20 protein-coding genes and 1 riboswitch are annotated in these 20,809 nt (G+C 41.4%); of the genes, 14 read left to right on the top strand and 6 right to left on the bottom strand.

Features of this window, described 5'->3' with window-relative positions:
* Positions 1–19: 19 nt before the first annotated feature.
* Positions 20–427 carry a spore coat protein GerQ gene (locus tag J4G36_RS11515; RefSeq protein ID WP_210470317.1) on the bottom strand — a complete coding sequence of 136 codons (408 nt, stop codon included), beginning with the start codon at positions 425–427 and terminating at the stop codon, positions 20–22.
* A gap of 53 nt (positions 428–480) precedes the next feature.
* Entirely contained in the window at positions 481–900 is a 420-nt protein-coding gene (locus tag J4G36_RS11510; protein WP_210470315.1) for a cell wall hydrolase, read from the bottom strand.
* Between the two features lie 99 nt (positions 901–999).
* Between J4G36_RS11510 and J4G36_RS11505 the strand changes: the two genes are divergently transcribed.
* Complete coding sequence (locus J4G36_RS11505) at positions 1,000–1,860, top strand: aminopeptidase (RefSeq protein WP_210470313.1); 861 nt, start codon at positions 1,000–1,002, stop codon at positions 1,858–1,860.
* 307 nt (positions 1,861–2,167) lie between these two features.
* Here J4G36_RS11505 and hemQ read toward each other — a convergent pair whose 3' ends face one another.
* A complete protein-coding gene (gene hemQ, locus J4G36_RS11500; RefSeq protein ID WP_210470311.1) occupies positions 2,168–2,917 on the bottom strand; it encodes a hydrogen peroxide-dependent heme synthase in 750 nt (249 codons plus the stop codon).
* 177 nt (positions 2,918–3,094) lie between these two features.
* Here hemQ and pta point away from each other — a divergent pair, with 177 nt between their 5' ends.
* Positions 3,095–4,066: a phosphate acetyltransferase gene (gene pta / locus J4G36_RS11495; protein WP_210470309.1), complete on the top strand. Its 972-nt coding sequence runs from the start codon at positions 3,095–3,097 to the stop codon at positions 4,064–4,066.
* Positions 4,067–4,081: 15 nt separating this feature from the next.
* A complete protein-coding gene (gene lipL / locus J4G36_RS11490) occupies positions 4,082–4,921 on the top strand; it encodes an octanoyl-[GcvH]:protein N-octanoyltransferase (RefSeq protein ID WP_210470302.1) in 840 nt (279 codons plus the stop codon).
* Between the two features lie 25 nt (positions 4,922–4,946).
* On the opposite strand, the gene J4G36_RS11485 is transcribed toward lipL, so the two are convergent.
* On the bottom strand, positions 4,947–5,579 hold the full coding sequence (locus J4G36_RS11485; protein WP_210470300.1) for an RsfA family transcriptional regulator: 633 nt from the start codon (positions 5,577–5,579) through the stop codon (positions 4,947–4,949).
* Positions 5,580–5,750: 171 nt separating this feature from the next.
* On the opposite strand from J4G36_RS11485, the gene J4G36_RS11480 reads away from it, so the two are divergent.
* Complete coding sequence (locus tag J4G36_RS11480; RefSeq protein WP_210470297.1) at positions 5,751–7,049, top strand: HD domain-containing protein; 1,299 nt, start codon at positions 5,751–5,753, stop codon at positions 7,047–7,049.
* 14 nt (positions 7,050–7,063) lie between these two features.
* On the top strand, positions 7,064–7,567 hold the full coding sequence (locus tag J4G36_RS11475) for a YwgA family protein (protein ID WP_210470295.1): 504 nt from the start codon (positions 7,064–7,066) through the stop codon (positions 7,565–7,567).
* Positions 7,568–7,774: 207 nt separating this feature from the next.
* Here J4G36_RS11475 and J4G36_RS11470 read toward each other — a convergent pair whose 3' ends face one another.
* Entirely contained in the window at positions 7,775–7,960 is a 186-nt protein-coding gene (locus tag J4G36_RS11470) for a 2-hydroxymuconate tautomerase (protein WP_210470293.1), read from the bottom strand.
* Between the two features lie 66 nt (positions 7,961–8,026).
* Between J4G36_RS11470 and J4G36_RS11465 the strand changes: the two genes are divergently transcribed.
* Positions 8,027–8,542, top strand: a complete 516-nt coding sequence (locus tag J4G36_RS11465; protein ID WP_210470286.1) for a YwhD family protein — start codon at positions 8,027–8,029, stop codon at positions 8,540–8,542.
* Positions 8,543–8,820: 278 nt separating this feature from the next.
* On the opposite strand, the gene J4G36_RS11460 is transcribed toward J4G36_RS11465, so the two are convergent.
* Positions 8,821–10,869 (bottom strand): transglycosylase domain-containing protein, encoded by a 2,049-nt coding sequence (locus J4G36_RS11460; RefSeq protein WP_210470284.1) that lies wholly within the window; start codon positions 10,867–10,869, stop codon positions 8,821–8,823.
* A gap of 145 nt (positions 10,870–11,014) precedes the next feature.
* On the opposite strand from J4G36_RS11460, the gene J4G36_RS11455 reads away from it, so the two are divergent.
* The 8 genes from J4G36_RS11455 (at position 11,015) to J4G36_RS11420 (ending at position 20,660) form a co-directional block, all read left to right on the top strand.
* Complete coding sequence (locus tag J4G36_RS11455) at positions 11,015–11,470, top strand: YwiB family protein (protein ID WP_210470282.1); 456 nt, start codon at positions 11,015–11,017, stop codon at positions 11,468–11,470.
* The gene (gene argS, locus J4G36_RS11450; RefSeq protein ID WP_210470281.1) at positions 11,467–13,131 is read left to right on the top strand and encodes an arginine--tRNA ligase; all 1,665 of its coding nucleotides are present in this window, start codon (positions 11,467–11,469) and stop codon (positions 13,129–13,131) included. The genes J4G36_RS11455 and argS overlap by 4 nt, the downstream gene beginning before the upstream one ends.
* Before the next feature lie 201 nt (positions 13,132–13,332).
* Entirely contained in the window at positions 13,333–13,917 is a 585-nt protein-coding gene (locus J4G36_RS11445) for a class D sortase (RefSeq protein WP_210470279.1), read from the top strand.
* 90 nt (positions 13,918–14,007) lie between these two features.
* Positions 14,008–14,196: riboswitch (cobalamin riboswitch) on the top strand.
* Between the two features lie 161 nt (positions 14,197–14,357).
* A complete protein-coding gene (locus tag J4G36_RS11440) occupies positions 14,358–16,379 on the top strand; it encodes an LPXTG cell wall anchor domain-containing protein (RefSeq protein WP_210470277.1) in 2,022 nt (673 codons plus the stop codon).
* Between the two features lie 25 nt (positions 16,380–16,404).
* The gene (locus tag J4G36_RS11435; protein ID WP_210470276.1) at positions 16,405–17,334 is read left to right on the top strand and encodes a DUF4430 domain-containing protein; all 930 of its coding nucleotides are present in this window, start codon (positions 16,405–16,407) and stop codon (positions 17,332–17,334) included.
* An 88-nt stretch (positions 17,335–17,422) separates the two neighbouring features.
* The gene (locus tag J4G36_RS11430; protein ID WP_368668773.1) at positions 17,423–18,301 is read left to right on the top strand and encodes an energy-coupling factor transporter transmembrane component T; all 879 of its coding nucleotides are present in this window, start codon (positions 17,423–17,425) and stop codon (positions 18,299–18,301) included.
* On the top strand, positions 18,283–19,968 hold the full coding sequence (locus J4G36_RS11425; protein WP_210470272.1) for an ABC transporter ATP-binding protein: 1,686 nt from the start codon (positions 18,283–18,285) through the stop codon (positions 19,966–19,968). Before J4G36_RS11430 ends, J4G36_RS11425 begins: the two co-directional genes overlap by 19 nt.
* Complete coding sequence (locus tag J4G36_RS11420; RefSeq protein WP_210470270.1) at positions 19,941–20,660, top strand: ECF transporter S component; 720 nt, start codon at positions 19,941–19,943, stop codon at positions 20,658–20,660. Before J4G36_RS11425 ends, J4G36_RS11420 begins: the two co-directional genes overlap by 28 nt.
* Positions 20,661–20,809: the final 149 nt, after the last annotated feature.

The following is a 20,809-nucleotide window of genomic DNA, read 5'->3' as shown; positions in this document are numbered from 1 at the left end:
CTGGCAAGCGGAAGTTTTTTCATACTTGACGAGATTGCATCGTTTGAGGGAAATATTCTACTTGGCCTTCAAACTCTGCATAATCAAAGTAAATCATTGGGAAAAGGAATTGGTGACCTGTCGCAGCTTCATTGATAATGACGTGATCTCGACCCGCCGCTTCCACGGACCCAGCAATATTCCTCACGTTCAATTCCTCTCCGATTGTATGTGCAAAGGAAAAGTGGAACACCCCGGGGTTACCGATATTTAACCGTAAAATATTCTCAATGTACGATTGTTCTCCCATAGGAAGATTCGTCGGCCTGCCGCTTGGTATCGTCACCGGGGGCGGAACCATTTGTTGTTGCATTGGTTGCATCTGCTGCATGTTCGGGTTTTGCATATTCGGTTGTTGAAAATTGGGGTTCCAATAATATTGGACCATTCATTCATCCTTTCATTGTATGAATAAAACAGGTGAAAGCCTCGTTGACATCGTTAAACGGTTGGACAATCACTTACTAGTGGAGAGTAAAAGCAGTGCGACTTGTAACGGCCTGTATTCCACTGACCATACCACTGGGCTGGACAAGAACCTGTAGGCATGAAAAACCATAACGACCGGCTAGCAGGATGAAAACGTTCGCCTGCGATAACTCGTCTGGCAAGCGCGATATCTTCCGGACGCGCACGTTGGTAGAAGTAACCCTTTGTTGTTGCTTCAAAGCCGCCGGGGCGCTGAAATACCATTTGTTCCAGGGTGCGAATGTCGTTAAAGTCTAGGCAATCACCAAGCACACGGTTGACACCAACATTCCCAACCATTAGCATGCCCTCCATACCATCTCCTTCCGCTTCGGCACGCATAAGCCGGGCAAGTAGTTCAACCTCTGCCTCATTGTACGCAATCACTGCCAAAGAAAAACCTCCTCACGTAAACGATATGCAAAGATTGCTTTAAAGATGACAGAAAAGCATGAACCCCTATGGTAAACTACAGGGAAAGGGGGATTTCTAATGCGCATAGAAAACATCATTCCAGACTTTTTAGAAGTATATGATACAAACCAAGATATTAGAATGACTGATTTAGAAATGTATATAAACAAGCACCCAAGTATATTTGATCAATACTTTCCGAATCACTGTCCAAAAACGGAAGAACGTCTACAACTGGCAATTAGTAAATATCCGACCCAAATGGACGCCATCCGTAGAATATCAGAACAGCTGCCAAGTATGATTAAAAAAATAGAAGCTTTGTTCAATAAAACCTTCAACATAGACCTAAACCTAGCACTTTCCTACAAACTGATTGTCGGCACATTCGGTTCGAACGCATTCGTCACACAAGATAATAAACGAGAAATCTACTTCGCAGTCGAGAAATTATCTGCCGACATCGAACACCTAAAAGTAATTGTCGCGCACGAAATCGGTCACGTCGCCCATTTTTCATTCGCATCAAACCAAGACATGAACTGGACAACAGTCGATTGGTTGAACGGACTTACAACACTATACACAGAAGGCGTTGCGACGTATTTATCTAAGAAGACTGTTCCAAATCTCAACGCATCCGTGTACTTTACATACGACGCGGAAGGGGATTCGTGGGTGGAATGTTACGAAAAGAATAAAATTGAAGTAAAAAGACGTTTTTTAGAAGATGTTTCCGGTGGTTGGGACATGGCCAAAGAAAAAGAGTGGTTTCGACTGTCCGGCGGTAGCTATTTCGACCACAACCGCCTTGGTTATTTACTAGGAACCGATTATGTAGAACACCTCGTCGACCGGATAGGGGAGGAAAAAGCACTGACGTTTTGGGTTGGGAATGACTTAAAGGAAGATATTTCGGCGTGGTTACGCGCTAAATAACTTGTGAAAACCATCAGGGGGGATTTGCTTGCAGTGTGACGGGTTTTCCTTGCAGTTCACAGTGTTTTGCTTGCACTAGTATGCCATTTGCTAGCACTTAAAAGAATTTGCTTGCAAGTCGGGACCTTGTACCCGCACGAAAAATGTTGCTCAAGCAACTTAGTGTATAAAATATCTATGTCCAGTGGAATTAGTTGATTGAAGCGGAGGGGTCGACTCCCGCGGGAAGCGGCCCCCGCAACGGAAATCAACGATACATATAAAAAACGAGTACTTGAATAATGAATTCAAGTACCCGCTCATATAATTAAATCTTGAAAAACTCAGTAGTCTTATCGCCATCTAAAATCGTGCCTACGAAAAACGATCCGAATTCAGCATAACGTGCGCTTACCTCATCAAAACGCATTTCATAAATAATCTTCTTAAACTGAAGCACGTCATCCGAGAACAACGTAACACCCCACTCATAATCGTCGAAACCGACAGACCCTGAAATGATTTGTTTAATCTTCCCAGCATAACTACGACCAATCATACCATGGTCATACATCAATTTTTTACGCGTGTCCATATCAAGCATGTACCAGTTATCATCACCGTCGCGCTTCTTATCCATCGGGTAGAAACAGATATACTGGCTGCGTGGCAATTCCGGATACAAACGGCCGCGAACATACGGGTTTTGATACGGATCTTCATCTGACTCGCCAGCAAGATAATTAGACAACTCAACAACTGAAACATAAGAATATGCCGGGATTGTAAAGTCCGCAATCGCAAGCTTATTAAACTCCGCCTCAAGTTCTTGTAATTCATCCATTGTCGGACGCAAAATCATCAGCATGAAATCTGCTTTTTGCCCAACAACTGTATAGAAAGCATGGCTGCCTGTTTTTTCATCATGTGCTTTTTGGAGTTTATCCAGATATTGATGAAACTCATCAATTACTGTTTGACGTTCTTCATTTGAAAGTATTTTCCAAGACGGCCAATCCATCGTGCGAAGATCGTGTAATGCGTACCATCCATCGAGCGTAACTGCTGCTTCATTCAAAATAATTCAGACTCCTTCATAAAGAATTTTGTTGCTAAAAACAGTTTAGCACAATTGAATAGAAAACTACCTGCCGAGCGGTCTTTGTCATGAATTTGACATGAGTGAGTTGCTGTATAACGTCAGCCAATTCGTGTATGCTATAGGTGTAAGATAAGCTTGAAAGGTGGACTATTCATGACTGATTTATTCAGTGAAATTCAAGAAAGTTTAAAAGGAACCGAAAAAACAATCGTATTGCCAGAGGGAAATGACGTACGCGTCCTACAAGCAGCAGCACGTTTACAAAGCGAAGGACTTGTGAAGCCGATTTTACTTGGCAACGAAGATGAAGTAAGAAGTGTTGCTACTACAGCCGCTATCAATATAGAAAACATCTCAATTATTGACCCTGCTACAGCGCCGTATTTCGACGAACTCGTTGATCAATTCGTCGAACGCCGACAAGGCAAAAACACAATCGAGCAGGCAAGAGAACTTCTTCAAACAGTGAATTATTTCGGAACGATGCTGGTCCATTCAGGTCGTGCTGATGGACTTGTTAGCGGTGCCGTGCATTCCACAGCAGATACAGTTCGCCCTGCACTCCAAATCATCCGAACAAAGCCAGGAATCTCTAGAACAAGTGGGGCTTTCATCATGATGAAAGGCGATGAAAGACTCGTCTTTGCAGATTGCGCAATCACCGTTGCGCCGAATTCGCAAGAACTAGCAGAAATTGCAGTGGCTAGTGCGAAAACAGCTCGTTCATTTGGGATAAATCCTCGTGTTGCGATGCTGTCATTTTCAACAAAAGGTTCAGCTGTGACGGAAGAAACAACAAAAGTTGCCGATGCAGTAGCGATTGCAAAGGACATCGATCCAGAGCTAGCAATTGACGGAGAATTCCAGTTTGACGCGGCATACGTACCAGAAGTCGCGCGCACAAAAGCACCCGATTCACAGATTCAGGGCGATGCAAACGTATTTGTTTTCCCTTCACTCGAAGCAGGTAACATCGGATACAAACTAACGGAAAGACTTGGTGGATACGAGGCAATCGGACCAGTATTACAAGGGTTAAACGCACCTGTCAATGACTTATCTCGCGGTTGTTCCGCAGATGACGTGTACAAACTAAGCCTGCTAACCGCAGCCCAAAGTCTTTAATCAGGAGCAAAAGTGATGTCATCATACGAATCTTTTTTACGCATCCCCGAATGGCGATTTATGGATGAATCAATCAGCGCAAAGAAACGTTCCGCGCTCGAATCATTCGCCGCGGATGATACGCTTTGCCATCTCGTTGGACAACAGATGAGCATTCCCGCGGTTCGAACTTGGGTTCACGATCATACAGTCGTCCTCGGGATTCAAGATCATCGGCTTCCGAACATTTCGGAAGCCACATCAATATTAGAAAACGCAGGTTATCAATCAATTGTCCGGAATTCCGGTGGTCTTGCGGTCGTCTTGGATGAAGGGGTTTTAAATATTTCAATGATCCTTTCCGAACAAAACACCTCGATTGATATTTCGACAGGTTATGAAATTATGCTTGAATTCGTTAAACTGTTATTTCCAGAAGCGGAAGGTCGAATACAAGCCTATGAAATTGTCGGCTCTTATTGTCCGGGCTCCTATGATCTTAGTATCGATGGACTAAAATTCGCGGGAATTTCACAACGAAGACTTCGACAAGGAATTGCCGTCCAAGTGTATCTATGTATTGAAGGAAGCGGTGCTGAACGCGCGGAGTTAATCCGCGAACTATATGATGTCGGGTTAAACGGTCAAGACACAAAGTTTGTTTACCCAACTATAAAACCAGAAGTGATGGCATCTCTCTCTGAACTCCTTAATCTCCAACTGACAGTTAGTGAGGTCAATATGCGTGTTCAGATGTTACTGCGTTCACTTTCTGAAAATGTTACAACAGGCGGTTTTCATGACGATGAAATTGAAATGTACGAGTTTTATTTAAAACGAGTCGTCGAACGTAATAAAAAAATGCTCATAACGTAATTTCTTGCAAAAAAACCACCAATCACTAGCTGATTGGTGGTTCTTTTGATACTAGATTTCCGTTTTGTTCCATTTGGAAAACAGGCGCGGTACGTTCATCTTCACCGTCAAGCGTGACAAGTCTGCGTGCGCGGTTCATAATTTGAACGAATGCTTCATAATCGGAGCGAAGCGTTTCATTCTCGTTTTTAAGCTTGTTGATTTCCTTTTCTAGCTGTTTGATCGTGTCATTTGCTGCTTTTGCTGTTTGACGCCAACGGAACGATTCGCTATCTCCCGCACCCGAATGATGAAGACGTACAAGGTAGGCGATGACCGTATCTAGCGTTAAGGCTGATAGTGGAACCGATACCCTATTATCCTCGTTACTACCTTGCGTAGGGGTGTATAATTGCTGACCGCGTCTCTTAAAATCTTTACCAAGCATACGAATCGCTTGTTTTCTTTCTTTCTTGGCATCTTCGAGTTCTACTTCATAATCGCGCCGAACGACTGCATTCCATCTAAAGCCGCAAGCAGCTGCCGTACGATTTAAAGCATCACCGACTTCTTCAAAAGCGCTTAATTGAGTACTGCCTTCACGAACGTGTCGAAGAACCGTCTCTGCCAATAAAACATCATTATCTTCCATCCAAGCATCCTGCCTAACTTTCACCATAGTAGTGCCTCCTGCCATGTTCATAGTCTCTTTCTATTGATAGTGTGTACATCCATTCACTATTTTATTCACACATTGCCTTCACATTTAAAAGTTTCTTATTTCGTTTCATGCTTTCGGTGCCATCTTTTTTTGAGTACAATAGAATAAGGGAGTCACGGAGGTGTAAAAATGGACTACAAAAATGAAAAGTTAATTGAAGAAAAAGTGTTTAAGGATCCGGTTCATCGCTATATTCATGTTCGCGATAGAGTTATCTGGGATGTGATCGGAACACGTGAATTCCAACGGCTTCGAAGAATCAAACAACTCGGGACAACGTATCTTGTTTTCCACGGGGCCGAACATAGCCGGTTTCATCATTCGCTTGGTGTCTATGAAATCGTTCGTCGCATCGTAGACGATGGGTTTAGCGGTCGACCGGAATGGGATGATGAAGAACGGCTCGTCACGCTTTGTGCAGCACTTTTACATGATTTGGGACATGGTCCATATTCACACGCATTTGAAAATGTCTTCGATCTTGATCACGAAAAGTTTACACAAGCGATTATACTCGGGGATACCGAAGTAAACGCGGTATTGAAGCGCGTATCACCGTCCTTTCCCAAAAAGATTGCGGATGTCATTGGAAAAACATATCCCGACAAACTTGTCGTTAGTTTAATCTCGAGTCAAATCGATGCCGATCGTATGGATTATTTACAAAGGGATGCTTATTTCACAGGCGTGTCTTACGGTCATTTTGACATGGAACGAATATTGCGGGTGATGCGTCCGTCAGAAGACCAGGCCGTCGTGAAATCAAGCGGAATGCATGCGGTGGAGGACTATATCATGAGCCGCTACCAAATGTATTGGCAAGTTTATTTTCATCCCGTTTCAAGAAGTGCGGAAGTGATTTTAACGAAAATCCTTCATCGTGCTAAATATTTATTTGAAACTGGGTATGAATTCAAGCAAAAACCGGTTCACTTTCAAACGTTTTTCGATAAAACATTACGATTGGAAGACTATATCGCACTTGATGAAGGCGTAATGACAACTTATTTTCAAATGTGGACAAATGAAACGGATTCGATACTCGCCGATTTAAGTATGCGTTTCCTCAACCGGCGCCTTTTTCAATACGTTGAATTTAACCCGGCTGTGGAATACGAAAAAATGCATGAAATCAAAGAACTTTTTATAGCGGCAGGAATCGATCCAGAGTATTATCTTGTGGTAGACTCATCATCAGATTTGCCGTATGACTTTTATCGACCAGGAGAAGAAAATGAACGGCTTCCGATATTTTTGAAAATGCCAAACGGCGAATTAAGTGAAATATCACGTTCATCGGATATCGTCGACGCAATTTCAGGAAAACGCAGGACCGATCATAAACTTTATTTTCCAGAGGATTTGCTAGAAGCGGGCAAAGCAGAAAATCCGTTGTATCATAAAATTTTACAGATGTTGAAAAACTAGAAAGGGTGGACAACTTGTTGCAAGAACACGCGAAAATCGTGCAATTTATTTCATTGGCGGAAGAAGTTACCGGACGAAAAAAGCTCCAAAAAATGATTTACATCGCAAAAAAGATGGATTTCCCTTTCTCGGAGAAATTCGAACTACATATGTACGGCCCCTATTCGGAGGAATTAACCTTGCGAGTAGAAGAATTATGCGAAATGGGTTTTCTCAACGAACAACGCATTGACAAAGGATCCTATGTACAATACCAATATGATGTATCCGGCGAGGGAGAGCGGTTTTTAGAAACAGCTGACAAAGTTCCCGACAGCCTTTCCGATTTCATTCAAAAAATGCAAGTGAAGAGTTCACGATTTCTAGAGCTGGTCTCCACGCTATTATATTTCGACCACTTCGAGAAAAAAGAACAAATTGAAAAAGTTCAAGTCGTGAAGAATAAGTTGAAGTTTTCAGAAGAAGAAATAGCAGATGCATTTGTGTTTTTAAAGGACCTGGAGTTAATTTCAAATTAAAAGGCTGGCTACCGAAGATGAAATGTCTCGGTGCCAGCTTTTTTCAATGCAATGTCTAGCTTCGGGCGCCAGATACTCGGGTCATAAGCCGTTCTAACAAGGAAGAATTGAACTGCATTCTTCCCGGGCCTAAAGAACGCCACGCCGTTAGATCATCTTATGCCTGTCGCATCTGAGCGGGCGCCCTACGCTTTTCTTTAGAATATATCACGCATCAACAGGACGTTTTCCAGCTACGGAGTAATCATTCTTCGACATTTCTTCGATGAACACTACAACATTCTCAGCTGGTGCACCCGTCGTTTCTGAAACAGCTTCTGTAACTTTTTCGCATAGCGCACGTTTTTGCTCATCAGTACGACCTTCAAACATTTTTACAGTCACATATGGCATTTTCTTTTCCCTCCTTCAAAGTATCCAGTATACTAATGATATTATCAGAGTTGGAGGGGTAAACAAATGGGGAATGAACAAAAGCCAAAGCCGAAAATTGGGTTTACAATCATAAAAGATGATCCGACTGACGGTCACAAAGGATTCGGAATTGGATCATTGTCATTGGAAAATGTATCGCCGGTAATAATCGACGTTGAAGAAGAAGTCGCAACGATTGAAATTGGCGCGATGCATGCGAGAAGCCCGCTCGAACGAGGCATTCGATTTTTACCAACACGTGAAGAGTCCGCGAACGGAAAAGCATACTGGCTAATTTGGGTGACGATTGATTATAAAGAAGAAGGTCCATATTATTCGGGCGTAACGGCATGCGAAATGGTAATCGACCGATCCATCCGCCGGGGTTATAAAAACTTCGTTGACCATATGAATCGCATGGATCGCTCTATGAAGGGGAAAATCATGGTAGATGACATGGACGACACTTCGAAACGCGTCCTGGCAGACTTTTTAAAAGAACATAACGAAGAAATTTGGAATCGCAGTAACGCGGAATTACATGACGGGTTGCGCGTATAATCGTCAAAGTTTTGAACCGTTATCGACGTTTTTCAGGTAACTTTCGTCAGTTATAGTTGAATGTCCGGTTAAAAGTAAGTACACTTATTAATAGCTTGCGAATGTAAGCTAGGACTACCAAATTAGTTATCGTGTATACATGGAGAGTCAAACCAACCCAAGCTTGATTTTCTGTGTGTATAACCGGTTCTAATAGGTAAAAAAAGCTTCCTTTCCCTTGATATCAGGGAGAGGAAGCTTTTTTAATATGTCGTTGAGTGAGAAACGACTAAAGCGCATTAATCAAAAAACGAAAAGGGGAATAGATTGAATCCGCCATCTTCTTTGCTATTTCGTTTTTCTTGCAACGATTTATCCGTGCATAACTTTTGCGGCATATCTTTTTCTTTCACATAGACGAGCCGCTGCTTCTCGCACTCCGTTACAGCAAGACCACCCGTTTCTATATCGATAATAACGCCGTTCACGCCATCAGGTGGAATAAATGCCTCAACCGGCTTTCCGCTATGCGCCGCCTCCATAAATTCAATCCATATTTTTTTAGACGCAGCTTTATCCTCCGCACTTTCCAACCTAAAGTCAACATCATAACCCGTCCAAATTCCTGCCGCCAATGAAGGTGAGTAGCCGATTAGATGTTGATCCCAAAGTGTCGTGCCCGACTTTGCTGCATAGGTTCTGGTCATTTTGGGGCGCATCGACAACCCAGTCGCCGATGAATAATCATTGAAGACAGGATCGAACATCCCGGTCATGAGATGCGTTAGAACGAATGCGTCTTGTTCAGAAAGTACACGTTTAATTTTTTTGGTCGGTTTTTCATAGACAACTTTGCCTTCTGCATCTGTAATGGAGTTAATCGTCGTCGCTTTTATATCCAATCCACTCGCAGCAATTCGACTGAATGCATTCGTGATTTTTAACAATGATACTTCTGTCGTGCCAAGGGCAGTCGCAGGCGCAGAAGCTAATTCAACATCTAATCCAAGTCGATTTGCCATGCCTTGATAGTTTTTTTCGCCGACTTCTTCCCAAGTTTTAACTGCATACACATTATCAGAAATGGCCAAAGCTTGAGCAAGCGAAATGGGATGAGACGCAAACTTACCATTCACATTTTTCGGTTCGTAAGTTTTTTTATCATCATACGTGAAAATCGTTCTTTCAGGAAGCAAAAACGTCAGTGGATTAAACCCGTTTTCCAAGGCGGCGGCATACAATATCGGCTTCATCGCTGAACCAGGTTGGCGTTTCGCCTGAGTTGCTCGATTAAAGGGGCTTTCATTATAATCCACGCCGCCGACAATTGAAGTTATGCCACCACTTTCAGGTTCAATGGAGATAAAGCCGACTTGAAGTCCGCTCTTGGGCATCCATTTCGCAATCACATCTTCGGCCGTTCGTTGATGATGCTGATCGAGTGTCGTTCGAATTGTCCATCCGCCTTCAGCAGGAGAGCGACCTTTCTCTGAGAGGATTTTTTCAGCTTCTCGCCACACTTCATCTAGAAAATACGGCGCAACTCGTTTGGCGTCAATCCATTCTTCAGCTTTCAATGCAATAGGAACTTCCATCGCGCGCTTTGCCTGATCTTCAGTGATGAAACCTTGATTTCTCATTAAAGCCAAAATAAGTTCTTTCCGTTCATTCGAATTATTGGGATGGTCAACTGGCGAATATACTGAGGGACCTTTTGCAATCGCAGTGATGACTGCAGACTCTTCTAAAGTCAAATCCTTCGCGGACTTACCAAAATAATACTTACTCGCAGCTTCCACACCATACATCCCATGACCGAAATAGACTGTGTTTAAATAACCTTCCAAAATCGTATCCTTGTCATAAAATAACTCCAACCGATAAGCATATAGTGCTTCATTAATCTTGCGCGTCCATGTTTTTGCATGTGTCAAATAGAGATTTCGGGCATACTGTTGAGTAATCGAGCTTGCACCTTCAGCTTTTCTTCTCGTTTTGACATCTTTCAAAATTGCACCAGCAATTCGTTTGAAATCAAACCCGTGATGCTCATAAAAGTTCCGATCTTCAGTTGCAATAACGGCATCCAATACAAAAGGTGAAATTTCATCCAAACCAACCCAATACCGTCGCTCAGCCGTGAACTTATCGCCAATTTGATGGTCATTATTATCTAAAAAAACCGAGGCTTTCGGAACACTAAGCGACGGCGCGCCAGTTATTTGCGCATAGAGTCGAAGTGAACCATATAATGTGAGTAAAGCTGTAAGCATTGTCAAAGTTAGTAATGAAATCCTGCGCCAAAAAAGACGTCTATTTTTCTTTTTTACATAAACTGTACGTCGCATAATATCCCCCGTTCCGACTATCTTGTTCTTTGTAGTATGCAACGCAAATCAATAGATTAAACGGAACGAATTACATTAATTAATAATAATGACTGCCTTAATTGGAATATTGGACAGAAAAACGCTATAATAAGAAGATATTTTTATGAAGAAGGTGAACGAGGTGGAATCGAAAAAGATAGGTCAACCTGTACGCATTCGGCTTCATTCATCAATCCGACATCCAGGACAGGAAATCGAGAAACATGAATTAACAGCAAAGGGTCGATTAATAGAAAAAGCCAATTCCTTCTATTTGAAATACGATGAAGATCATAATGGGGAAAACATCCAAACCACATTAAAAATGAGCGAACGAGATGCACTCATTATGCGAAGCGGCGCGGTAAAAATGCGACTCCCTTTTGATACAGAACAAAACAGGGTTGGTGAATACGGCAACGGTCCTGCAACATTTGCGTTACAAGTGAAAACGAATCATCTTGAATTTATAGAGGAAGCCAATGGTGGTCAATTCAAAGTTCAATATGAATTACATACAGAAGGATCGCTTCTCGGAACTTACAAATTAAACATCACCTATACGGAGGGAACAAAATGAACGCAGTCGAGCAAATCCAACAAAAAGTGAAATCAGCCATACACGAAGCAATCCTTCAGGCAAAACTAACAGAAGAAAATATACCATCCATCATGCTAGAAACGCCGAGAAATAAAGAGAACGGCGACTACGCAACAAATATCGCGATGCAACTCACAAAGATTGCGAAAAAGCCGCCTCGTGCAATTGCAGAAGCCATCGTTGAACATATCGATAAAGAAAGTGGATCTATTGAGTCCATCGATATTGCAGGCCCAGGCTTTATTAACATCACATTGAAAAAAGATTATTTACAAGAAGTCGTGAAAACTGTTCTTGACCAAGGCGCGTCTTATGGCCGTAGTAACTCTGGAAACGGGGAGAAAATTCAAGTCGAGTTCGTATCCGCAAATCCAACAGGTGATCTTCACTTAGGTCACGCGCGCGGTGCGTCAGTCGGGGATTCCCTATGTAACGTCCTTGACTTTGCGGGCTACGATGTCGAAAGGGAATATTATATCAACGACGCGGGCAGTCAAATCGATAATCTAGCGCTATCCGTTGAAGCACGTTACTTCCAAGCGCTTGGAGAAGAAAAAGAACTTCCAGAAGACGGCTATCACGGGCAAGATATTATCGATATTGCTGGAAAGCTAGTTGAAGACTTCGGCGACAAATATAAAAATATGCCAGAAGAAGAACGCTATGCATTTTTCCGTGAATACGGGTTGAAATATGAACTTGAAAAGCTTAAAACAGACTTGGAAAACTTCCGCGTGCCATTCGATAACTGGTTTTCAGAATCCACATTATACGGAAGCGGAAAAATTGAAAGCGCGATGAACAAACTTCGTGAGAACGGTCATATCTTTGAAGAAGATGGTGCCACTTGGTTCCGTTCGACGACATTTGGCGATGACAAAGACCGTGTGTTAATAAAAAAAGACGGCTCTTTCACATATATCACGCCTGATATCGCTTATCATGAAGACAAAATCCAACGTGGTTTTGAAAAACTGATTAACATTTGGGGCGCAGACCACCACGGTTATATTCCGCGAATGATGGCAGCGATCGAAGCATTAGGATACGGAAAAGATAAATTAGAAGTAATCGTTGCCCAAATGGTGCATCTATACAAAGACGGAGAGCGTATGATGATGAGTAAACGTACTGGAAAAGCTGTTACTTTACGCGAGCTTGTCGAAGATGTCGGCCTTGACGCCGTTCGTTATTTCTTCGTGATGCGTTCCGGCGATACACAAATGGATTTCGACCTCGATCTAGCAGTTTCCGAGTCCAATGAAAACCCAGTGTACTATGCACAATACGCACATGCGAGAATCTCTTCAATTCTTCGTCAATCAAAAGAATTGGAACTGAATCCATCTGCAGAAGGCGCTGCATTATTAACGGCAGAACGCGAAATTGATTTGTTGAAAAAAATTGGAGACTTCCCGCAAGTCATAGCGGACGCAGCGAGAATGCGCGCACCACACCGCGTAGCAACCTATATTCAAGAACTAGCAGCAGCATTCCATTCATTCTACAACGCTGAAAAAGTCTTGGATTCTGCTAACCGCGAATTGTCTGAAGCGCGTCTAGCACTAATCACAGCAACACGCACAACCATCGCGAACGCCCTAAAACTAATCGGCGTATCAGCACCAGAAAAAATGTAATCACTCTTACCACCACACCCGAGAAATTGTTGATGACAGTTTCTTGGGTGTTTTTTTGAAATTAAATAGTTAAATGAGTAATGGATAGTTCGGGAAGATTATGGTACTTTTAAATTTACGGTGAGTGTAGGTTGACGTAGAAAAAAGTCATTATTCTAGTATAAATTTTACTAGGTTTGTTGATTAAAAAGTACAAGGGGGATGTCATTGAGAAAGCTTTTATCGATACTACTAATAGTCGTTGGTGGGGGCTTTTGCCTTTTTGCAGCTTGGCAATTTGGAGACTCGTACTTTCAGCAAGATAAAATGTTGAAAGAAGCAAAAGCATTTGTTTCAGATGAAATCATCTCACGTGATGAATTAACACCTGAAAATACTGACGCTTATAACGACCTAATCGAAGGTGACTCAATCGGTATTTTATACATCCCGCGACTGGACCGTGAAATTCCAATTATTGAAGGAACCCATGAAGACGAATTAGCCAAAGGTGTCGGCCATTTCAGCAGCACAGCCTTACCCGGTCAAAACGACCAAATCCTATTGTCAGGACACCGGGATACGGTATTCCGCCAATTCGGGGAACTCGAACACGGCGACGAAATCCATGTCAAAATGAAAAACGGTACATTCGTCTACACAATTTTCGATACAGACATCGTCGACGCCGATGATCGCACAGTCATCCGTTCAACAGCCCCTGATGAAATTCTAACATTATCCACTTGCTATCCATTTTCGTATATAGGTAGCGCACCGGATCGATACATTATCTATGCGAAATAACACGGTGGCTTTTCACTGTAATTTGCTAATGTGCGTTTGCATTTATCTAATTATTCTTATATGCTTACATGGAACGTGGTAACTTATGACAATTAAATAGTAGATTTTGGTTCTTTTGCGTAAAGCAAAAGATTAAAAAGGAATCAGGTGAAAAACCTGAACGGTCCGGCCACTGTAAATGGAATGCGCTCTCTAGATTTAGCCACTGGTGAATAACTGGGAAGGCAGAGAAAGCGATGAACCATAAGTCAGGAGACTTGCCAAAGTCAGTATGCAAATAAACACCTTCCAGGAAAAAGGTATGCATCGTGTAGAATTCAATTCGTCTATTATGATTGAACATACATAGGCTCTATCTCTTTTTCTGGAGGTAGGCCTTTTTTATTTGCATAAAATCAGTAGTTGGCATAAAGGATACTTAAAAAGGGGAGAAAGAAAAGATGGATTTGCAACGATTGTTAAGGTCTGGATTATCGTTTTTATTAATCTTGGGATTAGCTGTGTCACCAATAACCGTAGTTTCTGCAAATGAAAACAATGAGCAGGACATTAATACGGAAAAAACAGTTGAGGATTATGCTGAACTGACACAAAATGCAATTGATTTGGCAAGCGCTAACATCATTGAAGCAGGCGTCCATAGCGAATGGGAAGCAATAGGACTAGCGCAGGCTGGGAAAACCGTTCCAACAAATTACACAGATACATTCAAACAAAACATTGAAGACCAAATAACAAAAGGTCTTGAAAATGGTCGATTTAAAATAACGGATAGCGAACGTCTCGCTATGGCGGCGGTCGCAATTGGAAAAGATCCTCGGGATGTTTATGGACATAATCTAATCGAATTGATTTACAACAGTCCAGACCGCGAACTTTGGGATGGTTCGGTGGAAGATACACTCACGTACCAGGGAAATAACGGCATAATATTTGCTTTAACAGCGTTAGATACAAAACATTTTTCAATTCAAGAAGGTGCCAAATGGACACGTGAAAAGTTAGTTGCGGAACTTTTGGGCAATCAAATTGAAAATGGTGCTTGGAGTTTGTTTACATCATCTACAGGCGCGGCGAGTTACGATATCACAGCGATGGCTTTAATTGGATTAGCGCCATACAATAATCAGCCTGCAGTGAAAGAAGCGATTAATAAAGCGGTTTCATTTTTATCTGAAAAACAAGGCGATACTGGCGGATTTAATGATCCATGGAATGGCGGCATTTCTGTAGAGACGACGGCTCAAGTAATTATTGGATTAACTGCGAATGATATTGATCCGCTTGGTGAACTGTTTACGAAAAATGGCATTAACCTAATGGATAACTTACTAAGCTTCCAGGCTAAAGATGGTGGATTTAAACATTTAATAGATGATACGAGGTCCAATGGAATGGCGACTGAGCAAGCTCTACAAGCCCTTGTCGCTTACAACTATTATGTAAATGGCCAAGGTAGACTTTATGACTTTACTGATAAAGTTATAGAACCGGAGCCAGAACCTGAGCCTGAGCCTGAGCCGGAACCGGAACCAGAACCAGAACCAACACCGGAGCCGGACCTTGAAAAAGTGATAAAGATCGGCAATGTTGTAGAAGTGTTTAAAGGTCAGAAAATTATCATTGAAGACAGTTCAACAACCCTTCAAATGCCGAAAGACCTGCCCGATGGGACAACATTGCAAGTCACGATGCCTTCGAAAGAGAAACAATCGCATGAAGGACTAACATTAGTTGGGGATTGGTTTGACTTCAATATTCAATATGCAGAAGGCGCAACAAAGGGGTCAGAAAGCTTTCAACTAAGCTTCGGGATTGACGACGGAGTAGACAGTTCGAAGACAGGAATATACATCTTTAATGAGCAGTCCAAACAATGGGGAAATGTAGCGGGTTGGGGAAATGCAAAAAACGGCGTGATTACGATTGAAGTCGATCACTTTTCAACCTATGGCGCTTTTATGGATGTGGAAGGGCCAACCAATGTTCAAATAACTGAGAAGGAAGTGACAGTTGAAAGTATCTCATTTAATCTGTCTGCAAATGATCCTTCTGGTATTAAGGAATATAGAGTTTCTCGAGATGGAGAAGAAATTGCTGTACTGATTGGCGCCGAAAAAGAATTCAGCGATATTCAATTAAAAACAAATCAGTCATATGAATATACGATTATCGCAGTAGATAATGTAGGAAACGAATCTGAGGAAGTAAAGTTGGCGGTCTCGACACTTCCTGAAGGTGGAAAAACTGAACCAGAAAACGAAGCTGACAAAAAAGAAACTCAAGTAGTTAAAAAAGAAAAGACTGAGGATAAGTCGCCAACAGTGAACGAAAAAACTGCTCAAAGTGGAAAAGACAAACTACCGAAAACTGCAACGAACACATTTACTTATTTATTGGTTGGGCTAGCGCTAGTATCGGTTGGTGGAATAACATTATTTATCCGAAGAAAAGCAGTCTAATTATGAAATGAAAGGTAGGTTCTCCATGAATGATTATCTAAAGAAAATTGTCGTGATAGTCTTTGCCTTAATGATTGTAATCGGCTTAAGTGGATGCGGTACTTCTTTGCAGAAACCATCAGGCTTAGAAAAATCCGCAGATCAAATGTCTGTTGAAAAAGAAGAAAAGCAGCTAGCGAGTGCCGATGAAACTGATGAAAAACAAGTACCAGATGATGAGGAAGCGAACCCTGTAGAAAATACAGAAGGTGCGGAAGTTGCGGTGTCCGAAGACGATATCGATATTGAAGTTGAAAAACAACCGGATAAAGTTGAATCATCTGTAAAAAGTTCTGAGAAAAACAATTCAACAATATCAAATGAAAAATCGGTGAAAACTACATCGGAAAGTTCATTAACATCTACAAAAAAATCGAGTAATCATGGTTCAAAAGTGTCGAATAAAACGTCGGTTTCTACATCTCCAAAGTCTGACAAAGAAACAAAAAAAGAAGCAAAAAAAGAGCCGAAGAAAGAAACTAAGAAAGAAACAAAGAAAGAACCAAAAGAAGAAGAGAAAACTGACGTAGATGAGGAACCACCACCGGTTAATCATAAAAGTAAAATTGTTCATTCAATCGTCATTTCTGGAAATGAAGTTCCATTGCCGCCGACAGAAATGGAAATTGAGGAATATGATACGGTACTGCAAGCCTTAATCAGCATTACGATGGAGAAGAAAATTCATATGGACTACCGCGGCGGTCAAGGGGCAACTGCTTATGTCCAAGGGATGGGGAATGTCTATGAATTTGATCGAGGTCAAGGCAGCGGCTGGATGTACCGTGTAAACGGAATTTTTCCTGACCGCGGTGCCGGAGTGGTTCCATTACTGGATGGAGACCGGGTTGAATGGCTTTACACAACGAATTTGGGCGTGGACTTAGGTGCAGATCTAAAACCTTTTAGACGCTAAATTACGATTTGAGTTTAATTATGCGATCTGTCGTTTTCTAACTTCAGGTCGCGTTTTAAGTTAATGAAATAAAAGAGGTGAATATCCAATAGAAACAGGTTATCACTCCTATCATCCAATTGTCCTTTTTAGTTATTATTTATCGATTGGAGTACTACTACTTTACTTCAATCATCCCTTGTTTTTACTTGTCGCACTCATCATTCTGGTTGCTGTGAATATTTCACATGATAAAGGAAGGGAATTGAAAAAATGGATTCCGATGCTCCTAACTATGAGTAGCTTTATTATTTTATTGAATCCATTTTTGGTTTCAAGAGGCACGAATATCTTGTTTTATTTTCGGGGGAAACAAGTGACGCTAGAAGCAAGCATGTACGGGATAGTGATGGCTTTATCAATTGTCGCGATTATAATAATGTTTATTTCTTTTAATATCATTTTAAACGGCAACAAGTTTTTATATATTTTTTCGCGTGTTTTACCTAAACTTGCATTTTTATCTATGCTAGCCATCCGTTTTGTCCCGCTCTTACGAATGCGCTTAACAGAAATCGCTGATGTTCAACGCGTTCGAGGAATCGATATAAAAACGGGATCGATTAGAAAACGAACGAAAAGCGGGATGGTCCTATTGCAAATTCTATTGACCTGGTCGCTGGAAGAAGCGTTAGAGACAGCGAATTCCATGCAAGCAAGGGGCTATGGCACGGGAAAACGTAGCACGTATTTGCCTTTTCGTTGGGGGAAACAAGATATCGGATGGGGGTTATTAATTATATCTCTTTTTATCGCATGCTTAATAGGCGGTCTATTAGGCTATGGGAAGATTTATATTTATCCTGAGCTGGGTACATTGCGATTGTATCCATTGGATTGGATATTGCTACTATTTTTAATCATTTTAGCTACCTTTCCATTGATTGTTGAAGGGAGAGAACGAATTCGATGGAAGTCATTAAAATAGAAAATCTTAAGTTTCAATTTCCGGATGCGACTGAGTGGGCGTTGCAAAATATTAACCTGACAATAAAAGAAGGTGAGTTCATCGTTATCTGTGGACCAAGTGGATGTGGCAAAACAACGCTACTGCGTTTATTGAAAAATGAACTGGCCCCAGTCGGTAATCAAAAAGGTGAAATTTACTATCAAGGTTTACCATTAACAGAATGGAATAGAAAAAAATTGATAGAAGAAATTGGGTTTGTATCCCAAGATCCCGAAAACCAAATTGTCATGAATGAAGTGATGCAAGAGATTGTTTTTGGATTAGAAAACCTGGGATATTCGAATTTTGAGATGAGAAAACGGGTCGCTGAATTGGTACACTTTTTTGGAATGAAGGACATGTTAGGGGCGAAACCTTCAGAGTTGTCGGGCGGTCAAAAACAAATGCTGAATTTGCTTTCAACGCTTCTGTTAAAACCAAAAGTTCTATTGTTGGATGAACCCACCTCACAACTAGATCCGATTGCAGCAAGAGAATTGCTGACGACGCTAGAACGACTTAATAAAGAAATGGGTATTACAATTATTATTGTGGAGCATCGCCTCGAACAACTATTTTCAATAGCGGATCGAATATTGTTTATGCAAGCGGGTCTGATTAAGTACAGTGGTAGCAGTCGAAAAGTGATTGAAGACATATATCAAAGAGAAGACGAGCATTTCATCTCTTATTTGCCAACATTGGCTAGGTTGTATATGGAAAGAACGGATACGATAACACATAAGGAAATCCCGCTAACAGTTAAAGACAGCAGGGATTGGATTGCTGGACTTCCTGAATTAATGGATCGTTCACATTCAACTGATAACAGCAAGACGATTTCACCCAAAAGAACCATTGCCGTAGACCTCCAAAATGTGTTTTATCAATATCGACGTGAAAACCCACTCGTTTTGAAAAAACTATCCCTATCTATATTTGAAGGTGAATTTTTTGCCCTCATTGGCGGAAACGGATCCGGAAAAACAACGGTATTAAAAACTTGTATCGGCAGTGTGAAACCACAAAGAGGAAAAGTATTTCTTCAAGGGGAAAATATTCATAAGCCGCGTGCAAAAGTGAATTTTGATCGTATTGCTTATCTTCCGCAAAATCCAAAAACCTATTTTGTTTACGATACAATCGAACAAGAGATGCAAGAAGCGGTCATTCGGCATGAAGTTCCAAATGGCGCAGCTAAAATCGAGGAACTTCTTCAAACTTTCGATATCGAACATTTACGTGGACGGCATCCCCATGATTGCTCCGGCGGGGAAATTCAAAAAGCCGCGCTTGCTTGCATGTTGATTGAATCTCCAACTCTTTTACTTATCGATGAGCCGACAAAAGGACTCGATTCAGCTTCGAAAAATCAACTGTCAACAATCTTGAAGGAATTACATAACGCTGGAATGACGATTATTATGGTTACGCATGATATAGAATTTGCCGCTCGAAATGTGGAAAAGTGCGCAATGATTTTCAATGGTGAAATTACGGTGAGTGGAACACCGAAGGAATTATTTAAAGACAATTACTTTTACACAACAACCATCAATCGAGCAACCCGCGTCAGTGAAACTAGAGAAGCCCTTACACTTGAGAAGGCTTTGGCAAAATGGCCATTAACAATAAGCGTTACCTAGCCATTGTCTCGATTGTTATTTTCGTTTTACTTGTCTTGTCCATTGCAGTATTTCACTACAACGCTTATTTGCTGCTCAGTTTTCTAATCATTAGCATGATCATGATTCCATTTTTTGTTCGATTTGAAATGCGAAATGTGGCTGTTCGGGAAATCGTTATTTTAGCCATGCTAGCCGCAATCGCTGCGGTAGGCCGTGTTCCTTTTGCAGGATTGCCAAGTGTTCAGCCTACTTCATTCGTCATTATTATGGCTGGTTTAGTTTTCGGTGCGGAATCAGGTTTTATCGTCGGTGCAGTTGCTGCAATCGTATCGAATATATTTCTCGGACAAGGTCCATGGACGCCTTGGCAAATGTATGCATGGGGTATGATGGGAATGAGTGCTGGTCTGTTGCGAAATGCTTGGTGGATGACTAAGCTTTGGGGCAAGTGCGTTTTTGGATTTATTTGGGGATATGTATTCGGGTGGTTTATGAATTTATGGATTATCGTCGGCAACTTGGAAAATATGACACGAGAAACCTTTATTGGAATTTATATGGCAAGTATTTATTTTGATCTAGCACATAGTGTCAGTAATGTATTTTTCATCATTGTTTTTGGTGCAAGTTGGTTAAAAATTTTACAACGTTTTCAGAGAAAATATGGTCTCTTGGAAACTAAGTTAGAGACGAAAATGGAAACAAATTAAACAAGATATAGATACAAGCGGCAGTCCAGCATTTATTAGGTGGTTATTTTCAATCTGTGTTACAAATTTATTTTGTTATTTACGTGTACGGCACTTTATTTATAAGTAATCTCTGTTGATTGGAGTGGAGAGCGGCGACTCCAGTGGGA

It is taken from the genome of Sporosarcina sp. 6E9, assembly GCF_017921835.1.
Classification (GTDB): Bacteria; Bacillota; Bacilli; order Bacillales_A; family Planococcaceae; genus Sporosarcina.
Note: the sequence above shows the minus strand (reverse complement) of the source record. Positions and strands in the feature narration are given on the sequence as shown.